Source organism: Protofrankia sp. CiP1_Cm_nod3 (assembly GCF_982290655.1).
In genome coordinates, this window is record NZ_CEVIVD010000016.1 from 17,940 (window position 1) to 40,573 (window position 22,634).

Sequence of the window (22,634 nt, forward strand, 5' to 3'; positions counted from 1 at the left end):
CAACGGCGCGATCGACAGTTCAGTGATCTTGTCGATGCGGGCCTCGCTGGGCAGCGGGAGGGTGTTGGTGAGCACGACCTCGCTGATCTCGGAGTTCTTCAGGCGGTCCACCGCCGGGCCGGAGAGCACACCGTGCGTCGCCGCGGCGATCACATCGGTCGCGCCGTGCTCGCGCAGCGACTCCGCCGCCTTGGTGATGGTGCCCGCGGTGTCGATCATGTCGTCGACGACGACGCAGGTACGGCCGGAGACCTCGCCCACCACGTCGAACATCTTCACCTGGTTCGGGACGTCCCGGTCGCGGCGCTTGTGGATGATCGCCAGCGGGCAGCCGAGCCGGTCGGTCCAGCGTTCGGCCACCCGGACCCGGCCGGCGTCCGGGGCCACCACCGTGACCGCGGACGTGTCGAGCTTGGCCTCGATGTAGTCGGCGAGCAGCGGCAGCGCGAACAGGTGGTCCACCGGGCCGTCGAAGAAGCCCTGGATCTGGGCGGTGTGCAGGTCCACCGACATCAGCCGGTGCGCGCCGGCGGTCTTGAACAGGTCGGCGATCAGCCGGGCCGAGATCGGCTCCCGGCCGCGGTGCTTCTTGTCCTGCCGGGCGTAGGGGTAGAAGGGCGCGACCACGGTGACCCGCTTCGCGTTGGCCCGCTTCAGCGCGTCGACCATGATGAGCTGCTCCATGAGCCAGGTGTTCACCGGCGAGGAGTGGCACTGCAGCACGAACGCGTCACATCCGCGTACGGATTTCTCGAACCGGACGAAGATCTCTCCGTTGGAGAATTCATACGCATTGGTGGGAACCGGTTCGACATCAAGTTCCCGGGCAACCTCGGCCACCAGGTCAGGGTGTGCACGGCCACCGAAAAGCATCAGGTTGCGCCGATTATCCGTCTGATAGGCCATCAAAGGTTCTCCACCTTCGTCCCGCTCCGTCATGGTCGGTCCTCATACCGTGGCGAGCCGCTACGCGCGGTGCCCGTTGTCGGAAATACCGGCAACCGTGACAGGGGCCGGCCCGGCGCGATCAGCCCCGGCGTGAGCCACCCCGTTCGGGCCACCGTCGTCACCTGCCTGTTCGGCATACCCGCGCGCGGCAGCGGCGGCTCGTGCCGCCGCGGTGCCCGGACGCCGTAGTTCGACCCATCCCTCGATCGTCCGCTGCCGGCCCTCCCTGACCGCGAGTGCGCCCGGCAGCACATCCTCGGTCACGACCGAACCGGCGCCGGTGTACGCACCGTCGCCAACATGCACGGGCGCCACCAGTACGGTGTCACTTCCGATCTTGACATCCGCGCCGATCACCGTACGGTGCTTGGCGACGCCGTCGTAGTTCGCCACGATCGTGCCACATCCGATGTTGCTACGCGCGCCGATCACCGCGTCCCCCACATAGGCCAGGTGCGGCACCTTCGCCCCGTCGGCGATCTCCGCGGCCTTCGTCTCCACGAACGCGCCGAGCTTGACCCCGCGGCCGACACGGGTGCCCTCGCGCAGATGCGTGTAGGGGCCGACGGCCGCGTCCGGGCCGATCACCGCTCGGGAGGCGGTCGTCCGGCTCACCGTGGCCGCGGCACCCACCAGCGTGTCGGTGAGCGTGCAGTCGGGGCCGATCACCGCGCCGGCCGCCACCCGGGTGCTGCCGTGCAGGAAGGTGTGCGGGAGCAGCGTCACGTCCGCCTCGAGGGCCACGTCGGCGTCGATCCAGGTGGTGGCGGGATCCAGCACGGTGACGCCGGCCCGCATGGCCGCGGTCACCAGCCTGTCCCGCATGGCCGCGGCGGCGGCGGCCAGCTGGACCCGGTCGTTGACCCCGGCGGCCTCCCCGGGGTCGTCCAGCGGATACGCCCGGACGGTCCGCCCGCCGTCGAAGAACGCGCCGACCACGTCGGTCAGGTACTCCTCGCCCTGGGCGTTGTCGGCCGTCAGGGAGGACAGCGCCGCCAGCAGCGGGCCGGCCGTGAACACGTACACGCCGGTGTTGATCTCCCGGACGGCGGCGGTGGCGGCGTCGGCGTCGGCCTGCTCGACGATCGCGCGGATCCGGCCGGACGGATCCCGCAGCACCCGCCCGTAGCCGAAGGGATCGGGCACCTCGGCGGTCAGCACCGTCGCCGCCGCCGGCTCGTGCGCGTGCGCCGCGACCAGCGCCGACATCGTCGCGCCGGTCAGCAGCGGGGTGTCCCCCGGGACGACGACCACGAGGTCGTCCGGGCGGATGTCACCCGCCGCGGGCAGCGCGGCCCGCACGGCGTGGCCGGTGCCGCCCTGGCGGGCCTGCACGACCGGGGTGACCTCGGGCACGCGACCGGCCAGCGCCGCGGCCACCTGCTCGCGCCCGTGCCCGACGACCACCAGCTGCCGCTCGGCCCCGAGCGGGGCGACCGCGGCGAGAACATGATCCACAAGGGTGCGCCCGGCGACACGGTGAAGCACCTTCGGGGTCGCGGAGCGCATCCGCCTGCCCTCACCCGCGGCGAGGACGACAACGGCCGCCAGACGTGGTTGGGTCACACGAGCTCCCCTGATCGTGGACATCAACTCGATGCGTGTCGAGCTTACCGGATTGCGACCGGCGGATATCCGCGGCCAGGGGATATCGTGGACAATTCCGGTGGACCAAATGATTTGTACGGACCGGCGCACCCGCCGATCCGGCCCGGGGCTCCGCCGCCACGACTCGAACGTGGACTAGAAGAACCAAAATCTCCTGTGCTGCCAATTACACCACGGCGGACCGAGAAAATCTTTCGTAGCATACCACTGCCAGCAGGCCAAAGAGGACATGGCCATGATTTTTTCGGGTCCGGGACACCCCCGGCCCGCCGCGTCGCCACCGCGCGCGACCGCCGCCAGCCGCCCCCACCAGCTCCTGGTGACAACCACCGTACCCTGGCCGCAACCGTCCAGGCCCGTGAAATTGTTTTTCCACGATGTTTCCCGCCCCGGACACCACGTGTTACCGCCGCAAGCTACGGTGTCACAAGCTACGGTGTCACAACGGAAACCATTGCGACGACGAAACCGGTGGACGGCACTGATGGACGGGGTTATGTCATGACCGCTACCGACACGGTGAACCCGGCGGGTGCCACGGCCCCCGCGGCCCAGGTGGGCGCGCCCACCCGGCACACCGTGGCGCCGAGGTCCGCGCTGAAGGCACGAGGGGAACAGATCACCCTCACCATGGTCATCATGATCCCGCTGGCGGCCCTCGCCGCCGCGGTACCGCTGCTGTGGGACCGGTGGATCAGCCCCCGCGACGTGATCATCGCCGTCGCCATGTACGCGATCACCGGCCACGGGGTGACGGTCGGTTTCCACCGCTACTTCACCCACCGCGGGTTCAGGACCTCCAGGCCGGTACGCGTCGCGCTCGCCATCGCCGGCAGCATGGCGATCGAGGGCCCGGTCATCCGCTGGGTGGCCGACCACCGGCGTCACCACGCCTTCAGCGACCGGGACGGCGACCCGCACTCGCCATGGCGCTACGGCCCCGGCTTCCGCGCCCTGACCAAGGGCCTGTGGCACGCCCACATCGGCTGGCTGTTCGACGTCGAACAGACCGACCAGCGCCGGTACGCCCCGGACCTGCTCGACGACGCCGACATCGTCCGCGTCAGCCGCCTGTTCGGGCTCTGGGCGACGCTCAGCCTCGCGGCCCCGGCACTGGTCGGTGGCCTGTGGGGCGGCTCGTTCGAGGCGGCGGTGCAGGCGTTCTTCTGGGCGAGCCTGGTCCGGGTGTGCGTCCTGCACCACGTCACCTGGTCGACGAACAGCATCTGCCACGTCGCCGGCAAGCACCCGTACAGGTCGCGGGACCGCTCCGGCAACGTCTGGCCGCTGGCCATCCTGTCGATGGGCGAGTCCTGGCACAACCTGCACCACGCCGAGCCCACGCTGGCCCGCCACGGCGTCAGGCCCTGGCAGGTGGACTCCAGCTTCTACCTGATCAAGGCGATGGAGACACTGCACCTCGTCCACGAGGTCCGCTGGCCCGACCCACAACGCCTCCAGGCAAAGGCTCTCCCCAAATAGTGCCTTAGGCACTATTTGGGGGCCCCGGCCTCTGTGGTGGGCGCCGCCCGTGGCTTGGCGATCACCTACCGGCGATCACCAAGGGAACGCACACCCAGGCAAAACCACCGCGGAGTGCTCCGGGGACCCCAGCATCCTGGTGGGTGCCGCCGCCCACATCGACCAACATCCATCAGACACGCCCCAGAGCGCTTCGCGTGGATCCTGCTTGATGCGGATGGGCTAGAACGCCGGTCAAGTAGCGCGGATCCCATCCACGACCACCCGCGCAGGCCATGATCCAGGAGAGTTTGTCGCTGTGTACGCTTTTTGGCCGCAAAAGCGTACACAACGACAAAATTACGCCGATCTTCTCTGGTGGCCGACGTCCATCGAAGCGTGCCATCGTTCAGGATGGATACGTATGGTTACCTGACTGACGCTCTAGGCGTCCTCGAGGCCGGAGGCGAGGGAGAGCCAGGCGTCCTCGGTGCGGGACTTCTCGGCGACGACCTCGCGCAGTTCGGCGTCGAGGGCGAGCAGGCGCTGATGGTCGGTGGCCGCCTCGGCGAGCGCGGTGTGCAGCGCGCTCTCGCGGCGGGCCAGCCGCTCCAGGGCCCGTTCCAGCCGGGTCAGCTCCTTGCGCGCGAGCCGCGCCTGCCCGGCCGACAGCGGACCGCCGGTGCTCCCGGCGGCGGTGCCCGAGTCCGCGCCGTCGGCGGCACCAGGTCCGGCGACGGCGCCCGCCGCGGTGGCGGCGGCACCGCCGGGGCGTCCGGTGGCGGTGCGTCCGGCCGGGGCGCCGGCTGCCTCGGCCCGGGTGGCGGCCTGCCGCCGGGAGAGGTACTCGTCCACCCCGCCGGGCAGCATGACCAGCGACCCGTCGCCGAACATGGCGAAGATCGTGTCGCAGGTTCGTTCCAGGAAGTAACGGTCGTGGCTGACAGCGACGATCGTGCCCGGCCAGGAGTCCAGGACGTCCTCCAGCGCGGTCAGCGTGTCGGTATCCAGGTCGTTGGTGGGCTCGTCCAGCAGCAGCACGTTCGGCCGTTGCATGAGCAGCCGCAGCAGCTGCAGCCGGCGGCGCTCCCCACCGGAAAGATCGCCCACGCGGGTCCACTGCCGGGCCGAGGGCAGGCCGAACTGCTCCAGGAGCTGGCCGGCGGTCAGCTCCCGGCCGCGGCCCACCTCCAGCACCCGGCCGGCCTGTTCCACCGCCTCCAGCGCGCGCAGGCCCGGGTCCAGCTCGTGGATCTCCTGGGCGAGCAGGGCGGGACGCACGCTCCTACCGGCCTTCACCTGGCCCGCGTCCGGGCCCACCTGCCCGGTCAGCAGGCGCATCAGCGTCGTCTTGCCGCTGCCGTTGGCCCCGACGAGACCCACCCGGTCCCCCGGGCCCAGCCGCCAGGTCACGTCCGCCAGCAGCACACGGTCGCCGATACGCAGCGTGACATCCTCGACGTCGTAGACGTCCTTGCCGAGACGGGAGGCGGCGAAGCTGCGCAGGCCGAGAGTGTCCCGGGCGGGCGGCTCGTCGGCGATCAGCACGTTGGCCGCCTCGATCCGGAAACGCGGCTTGCTGGTGCGGGCCGGTGGGCCCCGGCGCAGCCAGGCCAGCTCCTTGCGCAGCAGGTTCTGCCGCCGCGCCTCGGCGGCGTCGGCCTGCCGCGTGCGCTCCGCCCGGGCGAGCACATACGCGGAGTAACCGCCGTCGTAGGCGTCCACCCGGCCGTCGACGACCTCCCAGACCCGCTCGCAGACCTCGTCGAGGAACCACCGGTCGTGGGTGGCCACGAGCAGCCCGCCGCGCCACGACCGCAGGTGGGCGGCGAGCCAGGCCACACCCTCGACGTCGAGATGGTTGGTGGGCTCGTCCAGGACCAGCAGATCGATGTCGTCGACGAGCAGCGCGGCCAGCGCGACGCGCCGGCGCTCACCACCGGAGGAGCGCCCGACCACGGCGTCGAGCCGGTCGAGCAGCCCCAGGCCGGCAAGCACCGACCGGCGCCGCGGATCCGCCGCCCAGACGTGGTCGGGAACGTCACCGACCACGGCCTGGCGCACGGTCGCGTCGGGCGCGAGCCGGTCGTCCTGGGCCAGCAGGCCGGCCCGCACGGAACCAGCCCGCACGATCCGGCCCGCATCCGGGCGGGCCTGGCCGGCGAGCAGCCGCAGCAGGGTGCTCTTGCCCGCCCCGTTGCGGCCGACCACCCCGATGCGCTCACCGGTCCCGATGCCCAGGCTCACCCCGTCCAGCAGGGTGCGGGTGCCGAAGGCGGCCACCACCGCCTCCATCGTCACCAGGACGCCGCTCATCCGACGGTCACCCAGCGTTCCGGCGGCCCGGGGCCGTCAGCCGGCTCGTCCCAAGGCGCCACCCAGACGGCGCCAACCAGGACAGCGCCGGCAAGGACGGCGTTGCCTGGGCTGCCCCGGACAGTGCTGGCCGGGACAGTGCTGGCCGGGACGGCGCTGCCTGGGCTGGCGGCCGGTCCCGTCCGGCGGTGATGCTCCTGCGCGCGGTCATCCGCTGGAGCCGCCCGGATCGACCACACGCGCGCCCGGCACCGGGCCGTGCGCGTGCCGTACCGCCCGGCACACACCCATCCCGGCCAGGCTCGCCGCCAGAGCCACGCTCTGCTCCGCGTCCCGCGCCAGGAAAGCGCAGGTCGGCCCGGAACCGCTGACGATGGCGCCGACCGCCCCGAGCTCGACGCCGGTTTCCAGCACCCGGCGCAACGACGGGCGCAGCCGCAGCGCGGCCGGCTGCAGGTCGTTCACCAGCGCCCGGCCCAGCTCGACCGGATCGCCGGTGCGCAACGCGGCCAGCACCGCGTCCGGCGGGGTCGGCTCGGTACGCAGGCGTCCCTGTGACAACCGGTCGAACTCGGCGTAGACCGACGCGGTGGACAGGCCGCCGTCGGCCAGCGCGAACACCCAGTGGTACTCGCCGCGCCCCAGCACCGGCGTGAGCTGCTCACCGCGGCCGGTACCCAGCGCCGTCCCACCCGCGAGCGGGAACGGCACGTCGCTGCCGAGCCCGGCGGCGAGCTCGGAGAGGACCGACCTGTCCAGACCGGTGCCCCACAGGGCGTCGAAGGCGACCAGCGAACCGGCCGCGTCAGCGCTGCCACCGGCCATCCCGGCCGCGACCGGAATACCCTTCGCCATGGTCATGTGGGCGGCCGCCCCCCGCACACCGGCACGGGCGGCAAGCACATGGGCCGCGCGGACGGCCAGGTTGTCCACCCCGGTCGGGACCAGGGAGATCCGGGCCGCGGCCGCGCTCGCCGCGGCGTCGCCAGCCGGCGCGGACGGCCCGGGCCGGCCGGGCGGCCCGGGCAGCGGGACGAGCGGCGCTGTCGGCCCGGCGGCTCCCTCACCGGTGACCTCCACGGACACGGCGGGCTCCACGGCGTCCGGGTCGAGCCCGGCACCGTCGGCCGTGGACACCGTGATCTCGTCGTAGAGCGAGACGGCCTGCAGAATCGTGATGACCGTGTGGTAGCCGTCGTCGCGGCGTGCCCCGACACCGAGATGCAGGTTGACCTTGGCCGGCGCACGGACAGTCACCCGGCTGCCCGGAACGGGCGCGGACGGCCGGTCGGCGCCGGCGGCACCGGAAGGGTGCCGGTGAGACCGAGACAGCGGACTCTCCTTCGCTCCTGGGGCGTGCTCTGGCACCGGGCACCAACGAACCTATCCGGCCGGTAGGAAACGAGCGCCCTCGCCACCGCCGGGTAAGACGATGCACACGGGTGGCTGGTCACGCCAGTGATCGGCCGCGCTGGGCGTGGCCGGCCGCGTACGCCGGCAGCCGGCCGCCCGCAGAAGCCCGCTGATCACCGACCAGGCCGCCGAGAAGATCGCGGCCTGGAAGATCCCGGAGAGGCTCCCGGGACGTCGAAGAGGTCGTACTGCCGCGCGTCGACGAGGCCGTGGCACGCTCCCGCCCTGCCGTCGAGCTGAAACTCGTCCCGGGTACACAGCGTGACAACCGCGTGCGCTGAGCGCACGACCGCGTCCGTGCCACCGGCGCGTCGGTCAGAGCCAGCCTGCCGTCACTCGGAGCCGGCACCCGGACCGAGGCGGGTGAGGGCGAGGCGGGTGAAGGCGGCCACGTCCAGGATCTCGCCTCTGGCGGACGGGTCGATGCCCGCGGCCAGCGCGAGACGCGCGGCCTGGTCCGCCGACCCCGCCCAGCCCGACAGCGCCGCCCGCAGCGTCTTGCGGCGCTGCGCGAAGGCCGCGTCCACCGCGGCGAAAACGGCCCGGCGCAACCGTGGCGGCCCCGGCTGATCACGACGGCTGAACGCCACCAGGGACGAATCGACGTTCGGCTGCGGCCAGAACACCGCCCGCGGCACCGGGCCGGCCGGACGCGCCGACGCGTACCAGGCCATCTTCACGCTCGGCACGCCGTACACCCGTCCACCTGGTGACGCGGTCAGCCGGTCGGCGACCTCGGCCTGCACCATGACCAGCCCGCGCCTGACCGACGGAAAACGTTCAAGTACGCCGAGCAGCAGCGGGACGGCCACGTTGTAGGGCAGGTTCGCGGCCAGGACGCTCGGCGGGTCGCCAGGGATGTCCGCGGGCTCCAGGCGCAGGCCGTCCGCCGCCAGCACGGTCAGGCGGGCCGCAACCGCTGGCCCGAGCCGTGCCGTGACGGTCGCCGGCAGTGCCGCGGCCAGCGCCTCGTCCAGTTCGACCGCGACGACCCGGCGGGCGGCCGGCAGCAGTCCGAGGGTCAGCGAGCCCAGTCCGGGACCGATCTCCAGGACGGTCTCGTCCGGCCCGACATCCGCCAGGCGGACCAGCCGGCGGACGGTGTTGGGGTCGACGAGAAAGTTCTGGCCACGGCGCTTGGTCGGCCGTACGCCGACAGCGGCGCTGATCGACCGTACGTCCGCCGGCGTGAGCAGACCATCGGGAAGCCCCGAACCGGACGACGACGAGGGGGGAGTATCCGGGCCGGGGGCTACCAGGGTCCGAACATCCGTTCAGAGGTGGCGGCGATCGCCGACGCGAGGGTGTCGACGTCCTCCCCGCGGGCGGTGGCCAGCGCGCGCAGCGTCAGCGGTATCAGGTACGGGCCGTTCGGCCGGCCCCGCCACGGCACCGGGGTGAGGAACGGGGCATCCGTCTCGACCAGCAGCAGGTCACGGGGCGCGACAGCGGCAGCGTCCCGCAGGCGCTGCGCGTTGTTGAATGTCACGTTCCCGGCGAAGGACATCACGTAGCCGGCGTCGGCGCAGACCTTCGCCATGGCCTCGTCCCCGGAGAAGGCGTGGAAGACCACTCGTTCGGGCGCGCCTTCCTCGACGAGGATACGCAGTGTGTCCTCGTGGGCCTCCCTGTCATGGATCATGAGGGTGCGGCCGGCCTGCTTGGCGATCGCGATGTGGCGGCGGAAACTGTCCTGCTGAGCGGCGTGCCGCTCGGGTGGCGTGCGGTAGTAGTCCAGGCCGGTCTCCCCGACCGCCCGCACCTTCGGCGCCGCGGCCAGTTCGGCGATCTCGGTGAACGTCTCCTCGTCCACGCCGTCGGCGGCTTCGTTCGGATGGATCGCGACAGCGGCGTAGACGTCGGGATGCCCGGCCGCGACCTGCGCCTGCCAACGGCTGGTCGGCAGGTCGACCCCCACCGTCACCAGCCGCCGGACACCGGCGGCCCGTGCCGCCGCGACGGCCGCGTCCACCTCCCCACCCATGATGTCGAGGTGGCAGTGGCTGTCGATCACCTCTGCCTCCACCGACAACGGCGGCGGCGCGGGCGGAGGGTCGCCACGGCGCCCACCGTCGCGTGCCATCTACCGCTCACTCACCTTTCTTCCGTCTCATCTCTTCCGTCTCGTCCCGTCTTCCGTCTCGTCCCGCCGGTGGCCCGGGACGAGACGCCCGGGACGGAAGCGCTTCTGCGAATCGATCCTACGGAACCACGGGAACCGGGGCGGCAGACGAATGATCCAGGCCCGGACGTCCGCCTCTCCGCCTGCCGTATCCACGGCCGAGGCGCCAGAACAAGCCATCCCCATGGCCCGGGTGTCATAACAACGTCGACACTCCGTTGAACATCGCAGGCCCATCACCTGGTAGACAGGTACCGATGTCCTCGTCGCTCGCTGTCGCGCTGGTGACTCCGCTGACCGGTCCGGCGGCCGTCCACGGTCTGACCACTCTGCGCGCGGTCACGTTGTGGGCTCGTGATGAGCAGCTTCCGCCGCCGTGGGACGACATCAACGTCACCGCGTACGACGCGCATCCGCATCCCGCCGCGGCGACGCGTGCCGCGGCCGCGGCCGGGCCGGACGCGATCTTCGGCCCGTACGGTCAGCGCAGCGCGCTGGCCGCGTGTGCCGCCACCGACCGGGTCGTGTTCAACATCGGCGCGCCCTCGACCCGGTTCGTCCGCCAGGCGTTCCCGAACGTCGTCAATCTGCTCTCCCCGCATTCGACGTGGACGCGGGGGCTGCTCGCCGCGGTCCGCGCCGCCGACCGGCAGGCCCGCAGGGTCACGGTGCTGCTGGCCTCCGACGACCGGGCGCTGGAAGTCGTCTCCGTCGTGCGGGCCGCCGCCGCACGACTGGGCTTCGAGGTCGCCTCCAGCGTGTTCCGTCCCGGCCGGGCCATGATCGCCGCGCGCCGCGTACCACCCGCTGACGTCCTGATCGTCCAGGGCGATCCGGACGACGAGAACGCCGCGGCCGAGGTGCTGCTGCGCCGGCCGTGGCGGGCCGCGGCGTTCTCCACCGCCGGGCACGACGGCGCACTGGCCACACTGCGTGATCGCCGCGATGGCCTGCTGGGCCCACGCGCCTGGTCACCACGGCTACCCGCGGAGGCTGGCACCGGTCCGAGCGTGTCCGAGTTCGTCGCCTGCTACCAGCAGATGTACGACCAGCTGCCGGCCGCGACCGCGGCGGTAGCCTACGCGGCCGGGCTGGTCCTGGGCCGCTGTATCTGGGCGAACGGCCAGGCCGACGACCATCATGTGCTCGCCGCCGCCCGCACACTCGACACGTCCACCCTGCTGGGCCGTTTCCGTCTCGACGAGGCCACCGGCCTCCAGGTCGGCCATCACAGCCATCTCGTGCAGTGGCGGGACGGTGTCGCGCACGTGGTCTGGCCCGCCGACCGGGCGCAGTCCTCACTGGTCTACCCTTGCTCGCGGATCGGGGTGGCGCGGCAGCCCGCCATGACCGCTTCATGAGGCAGCCGGGCGGGCCCGTCCGTCAGCCAGGCCGGTTCGCCCGGGCCCGTCAGCCAGGCCGGTTCGGGTGGGCCCGGCTGCCAGGCCGGTTCGGGTGGATGCCGGGCCCCGTCCCGGGCCGTCGGGAACATCGCCCGCTCCGGGCCCGGGCTTCAGGCCGGCCCGGACGGGCACCGAACAAGCTCACCCGGATACCGGTCCAGTTCACCCGGGCTCCAGACCAGTTCGGACGGACACCGGACCGGCCCGCCCAGATGCCAGCCTGGTTCAGGCGGATGCCGGACCGGCCCGCTCGGACGCGAGGCTGGCTCGGACGGGTGCCGGGTGGACGGGTCGGGGTCGGGATCGGCCTGGCCGCCGTGGTGTTCCTCACCGCGACCGGGCGGTTGTTCGTCTGGCCGGTCCGGGACGCCCCGGAGCCGGTCGACGCGATCGTGATGTACGCCGGCAGCCCCGGCCGGCTGGCCAGAGCGGTCGACCTGGCCCGGGCCGGGTACGCGCCGGTACTCGCCGTGTCGACCCCGGCCGGGTCCGACGACCCGTGCCCGGCCGCCCTGCCCGGCATCCAGGTGATCTGCTTCCGCCCGGACCCGGTCACCACCCAGGGTGAGGCACGGATGACCGCGGAACTGGCCACCCGTTACGGCTGGCGATCCGTACTGATCGTGGTGGGGACCCCACAGGACACCCGGGCACGACTACGGGTGAAACGGTGTTACGAGGGCCGCGCCCTGTTCGTCACTGTCTCCCCACGACTGCGCGGCTGGCCATACGCGATCAGCTACGAATGGGCCGCCATGATCAAGGCCCTGACCATCCAACGAAACTGCTGACCCCTCCGGCGGCCATTTCCTCACCAGCACCCCACTGTCAGACCGACATACCTTCCCCGGTTGTCCGTGTCCGGAATACCACGATGATGCGGAAGCCGGGCATGGATGCTCCTGAGGGCTATATTGACGGACGCCCGGTGCAATGCAACGACCGACCTGAACCGCCCCGGTCTCTAAAAACCCAGGGCGGTTCAACCCGCGTGGATCCTGCCCGTTCTGAGCGCGTGCGAGGCGGAGCGGAGCAGTGGGGTCGACGGATCATCTCCAGCTCGTTTATCTGATCAGATAAACGAGCTGGTAAAGTGTGGTCTGTGAGACTCGATCAGGACACTCGTGAGGTCATGGCGCTCCTCGACGCCGCCCTGGCTGACAGCGGTCTGACCCAGGTCGAGTTCGCGGCCGCGCTGGGAACGTCGGCGTCCAGGTTCTCCACCTACCGCTCGGGCGGGACGAAGCCGGCCGCCGTGTTCTGCTTCCGGGCGCGGCGCATCGCCCGCGCGCTGGCGGTCGCGCGCGCCTCACGGCTGATGTCCGCGCCGGTGACCGCCAAGGCTGTCCGCGCCGCCGACGACGAGGAGTGGGCGTGGCGGATGCTCCTTCAGGGCCGTGACCATCTACGCCTGCTGTTGGAGCGGCGCGACGGATCGGCTGCCGCCTGGGAGGCCGTCCCGGCGACCACGGGCAGCGCGGGCTTCGATGCCCTGCTGGCCGTCTTGGCGCGGCGGGAGTTCGAGCGGGCCGGAGTTGAACCGCCGACGTGGTGCGAGCCCACGCGTCTGCCTCAGCCCTGGGTTCCCGAGCATCCCTTCCTCGACCGAGCGGAAATCATCACCCGGACTCCGGACTACCTGAAGAGGCTCAATATCTTCGTCCCAGCCCGTGACCTGGTCACAGCGTGAACGACCGGCACGAGTTCTCCGCCACGGAGATCATTTCACTCCTGGCCAGGCTCGACGAACGGCTACGGGCACGCGGCGTCTCAGCCGCTGTGTTCATCGTCGGCGGTGCGGCCATCGCGGCGACCTCCAACCGGGATCTGCGGCGCACGGAAGACGTCGACGCGATCACCCGCGACCAGGCCGTCCTGGACGAGGCCCGGGCGATCGCCCGCGAGGACGGTCTGCCGGAGAACTGGCTCAACACCCGCGCGGCCATGTGGATGCCGCCACTACCGCCGGCTGCCCTCGCGCACGTCCCTACCCCCGGACTCCACGTGAGGTACGCGTCTGACGAGTTCCTTCTCGCCACGAAGCTGATCGCCCAGCGCCGCAGGGACGCCGACGATATCCGCGAACTCGCCGCGCGCACCGGCACGACCGACGCGACCGCCGACGAGCTCGAAGCGCTGATCTATCGTCACTACACCGACCCCGGCATGCTCGAGTTCATTGTCGACGGTACCGACGTGCCAGGCGAGATCCGCCTCCTCGCCGAACGGGCAGCCCGGATGCTCACCCGCAGCCGACAGCAGCTATCAACGGAATAGCAAGCGCGAAATGGCCGTCGGGGTCGTTGTAGGTCAGCGGGTTGGCGTTGGCATAGACGTAACCGGTTGACACCGGCGTCGGGGTGTACCAGCGGGCCTGCGCGGAGACCTTCGCGGTCGCCGGGTCCGTCCTCCCTCAAGCCCGCCCCAGAACTCCCGGCGACGCTCGGGCGCACGTCGGGTGGGCCAGCGACGAGCGCCCGCGACAGGACGTCCAGACCCTTGTATGGCCGGAGCAGCCAGCCGGCGTCCGGCGCGGGCCGGCGCTCACCCGCGCTGATGTCCCCGGTCGGTTCGGCCGCGGTCGGTCTTGGCGGCGAGGACGGCGTCGTAGACGAGACGGCGGGGGACGCCGTGCTCGGCCGCCACCGCCGCGAGGGCCGCCTTGCGCGGTGTGCCGGTGGCCTCGCGGGCGGCGACCTCCGCCGCGAGCGTGGCGGAGAGGACGGCCGCGGCCGGCGTGCCCGGTTGCGGCGGCGCCTGCGACGACGTCCCGGGCCGGCCCGCCACCACCAGGGTGATCTCGCCCCGGATCTCCCGCTCACGGGCCCAGGCCGCCAGCGCGCCGAGATCGTCCCGGACGGTCTCCTCCCAGGTCTTGGTCAGTTCGCGGCACACCACGGCCGCGCGGTCGGGCCCGAAGGCCGCGGTAAGATCGTCCAGTGTCGCGGGCAGCCGGTGCGGAGCCTCCAGGATGACCAGTGTGCGCCGCTCCCCGGCCAGCTCGGCCAGGCGTGACCGGCGCTCGCCCGGCCGGCGCGGCAGGAAGCCCTCGAACACCCAACGGTCGGTGGGCAGCCCGCTGACCGCGAGCGCGGCGGTCACCGCGGACGGCCCGGGGACGACCGTCACCGCCACCCCGGCCGTGACGGCGGCGGCCACCACCCGGAAGCCCGGGTCCGACACGGCCGGCATGCCCGCGTCCGTGATGAGCGCGACGGTGGCTCCCGCGCGCAGGTGGGAGAGCAGGAAGTCCGCGCGGGAGGGCTCGTTGGCGTCGAAGCAGGAGACCACCCGCCCGGCGATCGTGACACCGAGGGCGGCGGTCAGCCGGCGCAGGCGGCGGGTGTCCTCGGCCGCGACGATGTCGGCGCGGGCCAGCACCTCGCCCAGGCGGGGGCTGGCATCACGCACGTCACCGATCGGCGCACCGCAGAGCACCAGAGTTCCGGACACCCGCCGAGTCTGCCAGGTGCCAGCACCTACATTGATGCGGTGGCGGTGACAGCGACCTATCCGACCGTGGACGGCGGCGAGCCGCGGGCCACGGTAGTTACTAAAAGTAATCACGATGGCCTGAGCCCACGGGAACGGCTGACACCGCCGATGCCCACCGACCGGCTCGCGGGCTGGCTCGCGTCGCTGGCGATCGCGGCGGTCGCCGGTGTCCTGCGGTTCTGGCAGCTCACCGAACCGCGCGGCATCTACTTCGACGAGGTCTACTACACCCACGACGCCTACGGTCTGCTCACCCACGGCTACGAGTTGAGCGACATCAAGAGCGGGTGCGACGGCCCCGGGTTCGTCGTCCACCCGCCGCTGGGCAAGTGGCTGATGGCGGTGTCCGAGTGGCTCTTCGGGTACACTGACTGTGCCGGGATCCGCCACGGCAGTCCCGAGCTGGGCTGGCGTTTCGCCTCCGCGGCCGCGGGGACGCTGGCGGTGCTCGTGCTCGCCCGGACCGCCAGGAGGATGTTCCGCTCGACGCTGCTCGGCTGCTTCGCCGGCCTGCTGCTCGCCTTCGACGGCCTGGAGTTCGTCCAGAGCCGGATCGGCATCCTCGACATCTTCCTGATGACCGGGCTCGTCCTGGCCCTGGCCTGCCTGATCCTCGATCGGGATCACGGACGGGCCAGGCTGGCCGCCAGCCTCACGGATACCGACAACAGCCCCCTCGCCGGACGATCGGGTAAGGACGCGTCCGAAGCGGGAAACATCGATCTGCGATCAATAAGTAGTCTGTATAAAACAGACAGTAAGAAAATCCGCTTCGGGGCACGTCTGGGTGTGCGCCCGTGGCGGCTTGCCTGCGGGCTGTGCCTCGGGGCGTCGCTGGGGGTGAAGTGGAGCGCCGTCTACACGCTCGTGGGATTCGCCGCGCTGGCCATCGCCTGGGACGCCGGGGCACGCCGGACGGCGGGTGTGCGACGGCCGCTCCTGGCCGCCGTGCGCCGGGACGGGCCACAGTGGTCCACCAGCTTCGTCCCGCTGCCGGCCATCGTGTTCCTGGCGACGTGGACCGGCTGGTTCGTCACCGGCGGCGGTTACAACCGCCACCGCTTCGGTGACGGCATGTGGGGGACGCTGCACAGCTGGTGGGACTACCAGCAGCAGATCTTCCGCTTCCACGAGCATCTGGACGCCTCGCACCCGTACGCGTCCAAGCCGCTGAGCTGGCTGGTACTGGCCCGGCCGGTCGCCTACTTCTACAGCACCCCCAAGGCCGGGGAGCCCGGCTGCGCCTCCCAGGCCGGCTGTTCCCGGGAGATCCTCGCGATCGGCAATCCGGCGATCTGGTGGGTCGGGGTGGCGGCGCTGGTCGGCGTGCTGGCGCTGTGGGTCAGCCGCCGGGACTGGCGGGCGGGCCTCGTCCTGGTCGGCTTCGCGACGTCGTTCCTGCCGTGGCTGGCCTTCCCCAACCGGACGATGTTCCTGTTCTACGCGCTGCCGCTGCTGCCGTTCCTCGTCCTCGGGCTGACCGCGCTCGCGGGGGTCGCCCTGGGCCCCCGGACCGCCTCCGACCTGCGGCGGCTTGTCGGTTCGCTGATGGTCGGCGTCTACGCGATCGTCGTCGTGCTGCTGTTCGTCTACTTCTATCCGATCATGGCGGCGCAGGTGGTCCCGACTTCGGCGTGGCGGGTGAGGATGTGGTTCCCGGGCTGGATCTGAGGCGCTGCGGCCAGCCGCTCCGTCGCCGCCGGGCCCGGCGGGGCCCGCCTGGTCGGTCCAGCCGGCCTGGTCGGCAGGTCCGGCCCGGCGGCGCCGCCGGGCTGTCGGTTCTCGAGGGCGGACGAGCCGACACCGAGCAATCTGTCAGTCACCAGACCTCCTGACACGACCAACAATAGGAACTATATGTAAGTATATTGATACTTATAGTGATGTAGCGGCGGGAGTGGACTACGAGTCACCCACTTTGGGCAAGTAAATCTTGCATTAAGTAACATCATTTCCTGAAACATACGAATACGTCCGTCGGTTACCGGGGGGTGCCTGCCGGTACGACTACGCGATCAGGGATGGTGGGAGGGACCAGACTGGCTTCTCGCGGCCGACACAGGGCCGACACAGGAGGAAAGGAACCACCATGGCGGATGTCTCGGTACGCTTTGCGATGACCGATGACAGTGAGATCGTGCTGAACCTGTCGCTCACGCAGGCGATCCGACTGACCGAAGCCATCGCGTCCAAGGTCAGTCAGGCCATGACGGAACAGCCGCCACGAGGCAGCCTCAACGGCAGCTCCTACGGCGGGCCGTCCGTACGCCCCGGCCCCTACTCCACATCCTGATCCTGACGGCTGGCCCGTCGACCGCCCCCGGGCTCTCGGACAAGGTGCGGTGGCACAGCCCGCGGGCAACGCGGGAGTCCCCAAATTTTTCGCCCCGCGAAAAATTTGGGGTCACCCTGTCAGCTGGGCGATGAGGGCTCGTAGTAGTTCGAGGTCGCGGCGGCGGATCTCCGCCGGTGAACGGCCGTCCTCGCCGGTGGGGACGAACGACGCCCGGACGCCGCGCAGTTTCTCCCGCAGGTACTGGACCGCGTGTGGCGGCAGCAGGCCCTCACGCAGGAGCAGGACGACATGCCCGCCGTGCTCGACAACGTCGACGGGAGCGGCCATGGCCATGGTCACGACCCGGATGCCGAGCGGTTCCACCCGGTCGTACACCAGGAGTAACCGGTCCTCCGCGATGATCTCCGCTGTGCCGTCGTCCCACAGCACGGTTGCCCGTGGAGCCTCCGAGAACAGCCAGCCGGCCGCCTCGACCCGGACCAGGTCGTCCCCCGGTGCGGGTTCACGGCGTGGCGCCGCGCGCACGGCCAGGACGGTCCCGCGGCGCGACCAGACCCCACCGCCAAGATCATCAACCGGGGACACCCGGTCGCCTTTGGCGAACATGACAAGACCGCCTTGACCATTCTGTGCCGTTGGCCCCTGCGCCGGCATGCTGTGATCGTAGAGTGACGTGAACGACCGCCGGCATGGACGCCCGGACCCTGACTCCAGATCCGCCCCAGATCGCGCCCATTTGAACACTTTTCGTTACAAATTCATGATAGCCCCAGGTCAGGACCGATCCATCCCGACCGTTGCCGGCAGGCATCCAGCCGACAATCCAGCTCGATGATCATTTCCCCTGGCGCCGGACCGCCACGGACCGGCCTCACCCCCAGTGCCGCCAGCATTGACGTCACTATCAGTAACACCGCCGCCAGTAACACCGTCGCCAGCAACGCCACCGTCAGCGATGCTGTCCCACCGCCGCCGGCGTTCCTCGGCGGCCCACTCCGCCAGGGCAGCGCACTGGCTGTGTGGCGACGCCGGGCGCCACCGACATCGGCAGCGCTGACATCGGCGCCACTGACATCGGCAGCGCTGCCGGACGCGGTGCCGGCAAGCTCCAAGGTAGCCCCACGGCGGTCGATCGGTATCGCCTGACACTTCGAGAAGCTGACACTTCGAGAAGTCGGCGCTCACGGGCCGGCGGCCGGACGTACGTTCGCGGAAGCCCCGGGCCCGTGCCCGGTGGATACCGATGGCTGGCGACGGCCGGCGGCCGGCGATGGACGGCTGCCGCCCGAACGGCGCCCGCGTGATCGAGAATCCACCGCATACCGCCCGGACGTACCGCCCGGACGATGATTCCGTCGACAGCCCACCGGAGAGGCCATCCATGCGCGTGACCGGTTATCCGCCCATCGAAGAGCACGCGGTCATCGGCGACCTGCGCACGGTGGCGCTCGTCGCGACCGACGGCACCATCGACTGGTACTGTCCGCAGCGCTTCGACGGGGCCTCGGTGTTCGCCAGCCTGCTGGACGCCGAACGCGGCGGCTCCTTCCGCATCCACTGTCCCGGCTCCCGGGCCAAGCAGCTCTACCTGCCGGACTCCAACGTCCTGATGACCCGTTTCCTCGCCCCGCAGGCCGTCGGCGAGGTCGTCGACTTCATGGTCCCGGTGGACAGCGACGTCACCGAGTCACCGCACGCGGTCGTCCGGCAGGCCAGGGCGGTACGTGGCCGGGCCGAGTTCTCGCTGCGCTGCCACCCGCGCTTCGACTACGGGCGGGTATCACACACAGTGACGATCGTCGAGGGCCAGGGCGCGGTGTTCGACTCTCCCGTCGGCAGCCTCACCCTGCGTACCGCCATCCCGCTGGCCAGCGACGGCACCGGCGTCACCGCGACATTCGCGCTCGATACGGGACGCAGCGCGGACGTCGTCCTGGAGTGGAACACGCCGATCCGCCCACTGGTGGACGGCGAGGCCGAACAGCTGTTCAACCGTACCCTGACCTACTGGCAGAACTGGCTGCGCCGCAGCCGCTACCACGGCCGCTGGCGGGAGATGGTGAACCGCTCCGCGCTCGTGCTCAAACTGCTGGTCTACCGGCCCACCGGCGCGCTGGTGGCGGCGCCCACCACCTCCCTGCCGGAGGAGCTCGGCGGCATCCGCAACTGGGACTACCGGTACACGTGGATCCGTGACGCCGCGTTCACCATCTACGCGCTCATGACGCTCGGGTTCACCGACGAGGCCGCCGCGTTCATGGACTGGCTGGAACAGCGCTGCCAGGAGGCCCCCGGTGACAAGGGCCTGCACGTCCTGTACAGCGTGGACGGCAACGCCGACCTCGACGAGATCGTCCTCGAGCACCTGCGCGGCTACCGCGACTCGAGACCCGTGCGGATCGGCAACGGCGCCGCCGGGCAGCTCCAGCTCGACATCTACGGCGAGCTCATGGACTCGGTGTACCTCTACAACAAGCTCGCCGCGCCGATCTCCTTCCAGCTGTGGGAGGCGCTCTCCCGCCAGCTGGACTGGCTCGCCAAGCACTGGGAGGAGCCCGACGAGGGCATCTGGGAGACCCGCGGCGGCCGGCAGCGCTTCACCTACTCGGCGCTGATGACCTGGGTGGCCTTCGAGCGGGCGTGCCGGATCTCCCGGCAGCGCGGCCTGCCCGGCCCGACCAACGAGTGGAAGGAGTACGCCGGCCGCGCGTACCGGTTCGTCCAGACCGCGGCGTGGGATCCGGTCCGTGGCGCGTACATGGAGCATCCCGGGTCGTCCCGGCTGGACGCGTCCCTGCTGTGCATGCCCCTGGTGAAGTTCGCCGGGCCCACCGACCCCCGTTTCCTCTCGACCCTCGACCGTTTCGGCGAGGAACTGGTCAGCGACAGCCTGGTACGCCGTTACGCGGCGGACGGCAGCGACGGGCTGCACGGGGACGAGGGCACCTTCAACCTGTGCTCGTTCTGGTATGTCGAGGCGCTCACCCGGGCCGGCCGGGTCGCCGAGGCCCGGCTGGTGTTCGAGAAGATGCTGACCTACGCCAACCACGTCGGCCTGTACGCCGAGGAGATCGGGCCGTCCGGGGAGGCGCTGGGCAACTTCCCGCAGGCGTTCACGCACCTCGCCCTGATCAGCGCGGCCCTCCACCTGGACCGGGCCCTCGGCTGACCCCGGACCGGGCTTCTGGCCGGCCGAACGTCCTGGCCGAACGTCCTGACCGAACGTCACGGCCCGGCGGGCGGACGGCCCGCTCGTGGCGGCTGCTCCCCCCGGCAACGGCCGGGTGACGGTCTTCTCCTGAGGGAAAGTCCGCTGGTAGCCGACATGTTGCTGACGTCTGCCCGATCCACCGGCAGGATGGTTGGTACACGTGGCTCACCGGGGTGGGACACGCCGGACGCCGGCGGATGGCCCGGCACCGGCGGGCCGGACGCGCCGGCAGGGGCGGGGCAGCGGCCGACGCAGGCCAGGGACGAAGGACAAGGGGCGCGACGATGGCGGGACTTGACGGTTTCCGGGTCGTGGTGGCAGCCGGACATGATGCCGGGACCGGTGTGGTGGTCCGCCTGTCGGACGTTCTTGTCATCGCCAGCACCGGCCGCCCCGGCACGTCGGACATGACCAAGACGCTGCTGGCGCTGTGCGCCGAGGCGGCCGGCGAGGCGGGGGCTGCCTCGGGGACGGGCCGGCGGCTGGTGCGCCGGGTCGCCGGGCTGCTCGTCGACGCCGACCCGGAGGTGGTACCCGACTTCGCCCTGCTGGCGGAGGTCGGCGACCGGCTGGCCGTGCTGATCCACGGCGCGCTGGAGGTGGTCGTCCACGGCCCCGCCCCGCTCACCCTCTCCGGGATCGAGTCGGCCACCTGGGTGGACCGCCTGCTGCCGACCGGGTTCGCCCGCCTGGACATCGGCCCGGCCGGCACGCTCGGACCGGCCGGTGTCGGCAGCGCCTACGGCGCGGCGAACAACCCGGCCGCCGACGCCTTCCCGCTGGACCTGCGGATCGGGGCGGTACCCGGTATCGGGGTGAGCCTGGTGGCCAGCAGCGGGCCCGTCTTCGTCCCGCCCCGAGGGGCCGATGAGGACTTCGCCGCCGGCTTCGGCGGGCCCCGCAACCCGATGACCGGGGCGGCACCGATCCCGTCGGTGGACGCCGCGCCGGCCAGGGGCGCCGACGGGTCGGTGTCGAGCGCTCCGCCGGCCCTGACACCGCTGCACAGCAAGGAGCGTGAGCACGGCGCGGAACAGGGCTACGGCAAAGAAGAACAGGGGTACGGCAAAGAGCACGGGCACGGCGAGGAGCAGGGGTACGGCGAGGAGCAGGGCTACGGCAGGGAGCAGGAGCACGGCAGGGAGCAGGAGTACGGCAGGGAGCAGGAGCACGGCAGGGAGCAGGAGCTCGACACCGCCGCCCGGCTGCGGGCCGCCGAGCCCACGCAGCTCGAGGACTTCGCCGCGCTCACCGCCACGAACGACGATCCGCCGACCGAGCTCGCCGGGCACGACCCGGCCGCGCATGTCGAGGACACCGAGAGCGAGGCGCTGACCGAGCTGCCCGGCCGCGGCTTCGACGTCGCCGACCTGTTCGACGACCAGGACGCCCCGACCATGCTGCCGGGCAGCTCCGAAGCCCAGGTCGAGGGCATTCTCTGCGCCAACGGCCACTTCAACCACCCGGCCGCGCCCTACTGCACCGAGTGCGGGCTGTCCCTGGCCCAGCAGACCGGCAACCCTGTCCGGGGGCCGCGGCCGACCATCGGGGTGATCGTCTTCGAGGACGGCCGGACCGTCAACGTCGACAAGGACATCGTGATCGGCAGGCAGCCCGACCGGGACGACGCCGTCCGGGCCGGCCGCGCGATTCCGTTACTGGTCGAGGACGGTGAGAGCGCGGTTTCCCGGGTCCACGCCGTCATCACGCTCAACGGCTGGGACGCGGTGATCGCGGACCAGGGCTCCGCGAACGGGACGTACATCGCCCCGCCCGAGGCGACCGTGTGGACCCCGTTGAACCCGCACGAACCGGCCCCGCTGGTCCCCGGGACCAGGGTCCAGGTAGGCAAGCGGACGTTCGTGTTCAACTCCCAGATGCAGATCTGACCACGGTGGCCGACGACAGCACGGACGGCACGACGGCGAAGCGGGCCACCGACGCGGCCACGCCCACCGACGGGCACGCCGACAGGCACGCGGGCCGGATCCGGTCACGGACGTGGCCGCGGGCGTCCTGGGTGGCGCTGCTGGCCGTGGTGGCGTTCGCCCTGGTGGCGGCCGGTGCGGGCCTGCGCGGTCTCGTCGAGCGTCCACCGGGGGCGGACTCGGTGGACGCCGGGTTCGCCTACGACATGTCCACCCATCACGCCCAGGCCGTCCAGATGGCGATGGTGGAGTTCCGCGCCGGCGCGGATGTCACCCAACGCGGCGTCGCTCAGGACATCGCGCTCGCCCAGCAGCGGGAGATCGGCATCATGTCGGCCTGGCTGACCGGCTGGGGCCTGCCGCAGGTCTCGACCGAACCGCCGATGCGGTGGATGCGGGACAGCGGCGGCCACGCTGGTCACGACACCGGCCA

18 protein-coding genes, 1 tRNA gene and 1 pseudogene are annotated in these 22,634 nt (G+C 71.4%); 10 read left to right on the forward strand and 10 right to left on the reverse strand.

What is annotated here, in order from left to right; genetic code table 11:
- The 3 genes from AC5LUJ_RS05555 to AC5LUJ_RS05565 all read right to left on the reverse strand — a co-directional run.
- The coding region (locus AC5LUJ_RS05555; protein ID WP_493464568.1) for a ribose-phosphate diphosphokinase at positions 1-906 on the reverse strand (906 nt) is incomplete at its 3' end.
- Positions 907-966: 60 nt separating this feature from the next.
- The gene (gene glmU / locus AC5LUJ_RS05560; RefSeq protein WP_445548239.1) at positions 967-2,514 is read right to left on the reverse strand and encodes a bifunctional UDP-N-acetylglucosamine diphosphorylase/glucosamine-1-phosphate N-acetyltransferase GlmU; all 1,548 of its coding nucleotides are present in this window, start codon (positions 2,512-2,514) and stop codon (positions 967-969) included.
- A gap of 151 nt (positions 2,515-2,665) precedes the next feature.
- A tRNA-Gln gene (locus AC5LUJ_RS05565) sits at positions 2,666-2,737 on the reverse strand.
- Between the two features lie 320 nt (positions 2,738-3,057).
- On the opposite strand from AC5LUJ_RS05565, the gene AC5LUJ_RS05570 reads away from it, so the two are divergent.
- Positions 3,058-4,038: an acyl-CoA desaturase gene (locus AC5LUJ_RS05570; protein ID WP_250286023.1), complete on the forward strand. Its 981-nt coding sequence runs from the start codon at positions 3,058-3,060 to the stop codon at positions 4,036-4,038.
- Positions 4,039-4,461: 423 nt separating this feature from the next.
- Here the strand turns inward: AC5LUJ_RS05570 and AC5LUJ_RS05575 are convergent, their stop codons facing one another.
- The 5 genes and pseudogenes from AC5LUJ_RS05575 to AC5LUJ_RS05595 all read right to left on the reverse strand — a co-directional run bounded on the left by AC5LUJ_RS05575 (position 4,462) and on the right by AC5LUJ_RS05595 (position 9,829).
- Positions 4,462-5,859, reverse strand: a complete 1,398-nt coding sequence (locus tag AC5LUJ_RS05575; RefSeq protein WP_493464584.1) for an ABC-F family ATP-binding cassette domain-containing protein — start codon at positions 5,857-5,859, stop codon at positions 4,462-4,464.
- A 2-nt stretch (positions 5,860-5,861) separates the two neighbouring features.
- A pseudogene (locus AC5LUJ_RS05580) lies at positions 5,862-6,333 on the reverse strand (ATP-binding cassette domain-containing protein); the annotation flags it as partial.
- A 207-nt stretch (positions 6,334-6,540) separates the two neighbouring features.
- Complete coding sequence (locus AC5LUJ_RS05585; RefSeq protein WP_493464569.1) at positions 6,541-7,590, reverse strand: 4-(cytidine 5'-diphospho)-2-C-methyl-D-erythritol kinase; 1,050 nt, start codon at positions 7,588-7,590, stop codon at positions 6,541-6,543.
- A gap of 488 nt (positions 7,591-8,078) precedes the next feature.
- Positions 8,079-8,942: a 16S rRNA (adenine(1518)-N(6)/adenine(1519)-N(6))-dimethyltransferase RsmA gene (rsmA, locus tag AC5LUJ_RS05590; RefSeq protein ID WP_445548237.1), complete on the reverse strand. Its 864-nt coding sequence runs from the start codon at positions 8,940-8,942 to the stop codon at positions 8,079-8,081.
- A gap of 56 nt (positions 8,943-8,998) precedes the next feature.
- A complete protein-coding gene (locus AC5LUJ_RS05595; protein WP_250284467.1) occupies positions 8,999-9,829 on the reverse strand; it encodes a TatD family hydrolase in 831 nt (276 codons plus the stop codon).
- Positions 9,830-10,125: 296 nt separating this feature from the next.
- Here AC5LUJ_RS05595 and AC5LUJ_RS05600 point away from each other — a divergent pair, with 296 nt between their 5' ends.
- From AC5LUJ_RS05600 to AC5LUJ_RS05615, 4 genes are all read left to right on the forward strand, one after another.
- Positions 10,126-11,229 (forward strand): ABC transporter substrate-binding protein, encoded by a 1,104-nt coding sequence (locus AC5LUJ_RS05600; protein WP_493464570.1) that lies wholly within the window; start codon positions 10,126-10,128, stop codon positions 11,227-11,229.
- A gap of 317 nt (positions 11,230-11,546) precedes the next feature.
- Positions 11,547-12,062 (forward strand): YdcF family protein, encoded by a 516-nt coding sequence (locus AC5LUJ_RS05605; protein ID WP_445548236.1) that lies wholly within the window; start codon positions 11,547-11,549, stop codon positions 12,060-12,062.
- Positions 12,063-12,373: 311 nt separating this feature from the next.
- A complete protein-coding gene (locus tag AC5LUJ_RS05610; protein WP_493464571.1) occupies positions 12,374-12,961 on the forward strand; it encodes an XRE family transcriptional regulator in 588 nt (195 codons plus the stop codon).
- Entirely contained in the window at positions 12,958-13,548 is a 591-nt protein-coding gene (locus AC5LUJ_RS05615) for a DUF6036 family nucleotidyltransferase (RefSeq protein WP_250290219.1), read from the forward strand. Before AC5LUJ_RS05610 ends, AC5LUJ_RS05615 begins: the two co-directional genes overlap by 4 nt.
- Before the next feature lie 267 nt (positions 13,549-13,815).
- Here AC5LUJ_RS05615 and rsmI read toward each other — a convergent pair whose 3' ends face one another.
- Positions 13,816-14,724: a 16S rRNA (cytidine(1402)-2'-O)-methyltransferase gene (gene rsmI / locus AC5LUJ_RS05620; RefSeq protein ID WP_493464572.1), complete on the reverse strand. Its 909-nt coding sequence runs from the start codon at positions 14,722-14,724 to the stop codon at positions 13,816-13,818.
- 150 nt (positions 14,725-14,874) lie between these two features.
- Here rsmI and AC5LUJ_RS05625 point away from each other — a divergent pair, with 150 nt between their 5' ends.
- Both AC5LUJ_RS05625 and AC5LUJ_RS05630 read left to right on the forward strand, forming a co-directional pair.
- On the forward strand, positions 14,875-16,437 hold the full coding sequence (locus AC5LUJ_RS05625; protein ID WP_250289964.1) for a dolichyl-phosphate-mannose--protein mannosyltransferase: 1,563 nt from the start codon (positions 14,875-14,877) through the stop codon (positions 16,435-16,437).
- Positions 16,438-16,855: 418 nt separating this feature from the next.
- Entirely contained in the window at positions 16,856-17,059 is a 204-nt protein-coding gene (locus tag AC5LUJ_RS05630; RefSeq protein ID WP_013872226.1) for a hypothetical protein, read from the forward strand.
- A gap of 111 nt (positions 17,060-17,170) precedes the next feature.
- Here the strand turns inward: AC5LUJ_RS05630 and AC5LUJ_RS05635 are convergent, their stop codons facing one another.
- Positions 17,171-17,668: a hypothetical protein gene (locus tag AC5LUJ_RS05635; RefSeq protein WP_250284617.1), complete on the reverse strand. Its 498-nt coding sequence runs from the start codon at positions 17,666-17,668 to the stop codon at positions 17,171-17,173.
- 775 nt (positions 17,669-18,443) lie between these two features.
- Here AC5LUJ_RS05635 and AC5LUJ_RS05640 point away from each other — a divergent pair.
- The 3 genes from AC5LUJ_RS05640 to AC5LUJ_RS05650 form a co-directional block, all read left to right on the forward strand.
- Positions 18,444-20,231 (forward strand): glycoside hydrolase family 15 protein, encoded by a 1,788-nt coding sequence (locus AC5LUJ_RS05640; RefSeq protein ID WP_250284615.1) that lies wholly within the window; start codon positions 18,444-18,446, stop codon positions 20,229-20,231.
- A gap of 326 nt (positions 20,232-20,557) precedes the next feature.
- Positions 20,558-22,162 carry an FHA domain-containing protein gene (locus AC5LUJ_RS05645; protein ID WP_493464573.1) on the forward strand — a complete coding sequence of 535 codons (1,605 nt, stop codon included), beginning with the start codon at positions 20,558-20,560 and terminating at the stop codon, positions 22,160-22,162.
- A gap of 5 nt (positions 22,163-22,167) precedes the next feature.
- The coding region (locus tag AC5LUJ_RS05650) for a DUF305 domain-containing protein (RefSeq protein WP_493464574.1) at positions 22,168-22,634 on the forward strand (467 nt) is incomplete at its 3' end.

Bases quoted from the DNA above. Each gene is read 5' to 3' on its own strand.
- AC5LUJ_RS05570 (WP_250286023.1), top strand. From the start codon at position 3,058: ATGACCGCTACCGACACGGTGAACCCGGCGGGTGCCACGGCCCCCGCG.
- AC5LUJ_RS05630 (WP_013872226.1), top strand. From the start codon at position 16,856: ATGGCGGATGTCTCGGTACGCTTTGCGATGACCGATGACAGTGAGATC.
- AC5LUJ_RS05600 (WP_493464570.1), top strand. From the start codon at position 10,126: ATGTCCTCGTCGCTCGCTGTCGCGCTGGTGACTCCGCTGACCGGTCCG.
- AC5LUJ_RS05635 (WP_250284617.1), bottom strand. From the start codon at position 17,668: ATGTTCGCCAAAGGCGACCGGGTGTCCCCGGTTGATGATCTTGGCGGT.
- AC5LUJ_RS05645 (WP_493464573.1), top strand. From the start codon at position 20,558: ATGGCGGGACTTGACGGTTTCCGGGTCGTGGTGGCAGCCGGACATGAT.
- AC5LUJ_RS05595 (WP_250284467.1), bottom strand. From the start codon at position 9,829: ATGGCACGCGACGGTGGGCGCCGTGGCGACCCTCCGCCCGCGCCGCCG.
- AC5LUJ_RS05640 (WP_250284615.1), top strand. From the start codon at position 18,444: ATGCGCGTGACCGGTTATCCGCCCATCGAAGAGCACGCGGTCATCGGC.
- AC5LUJ_RS05625 (WP_250289964.1), top strand. From the start codon at position 14,875: ATGCCCACCGACCGGCTCGCGGGCTGGCTCGCGTCGCTGGCGATCGCG.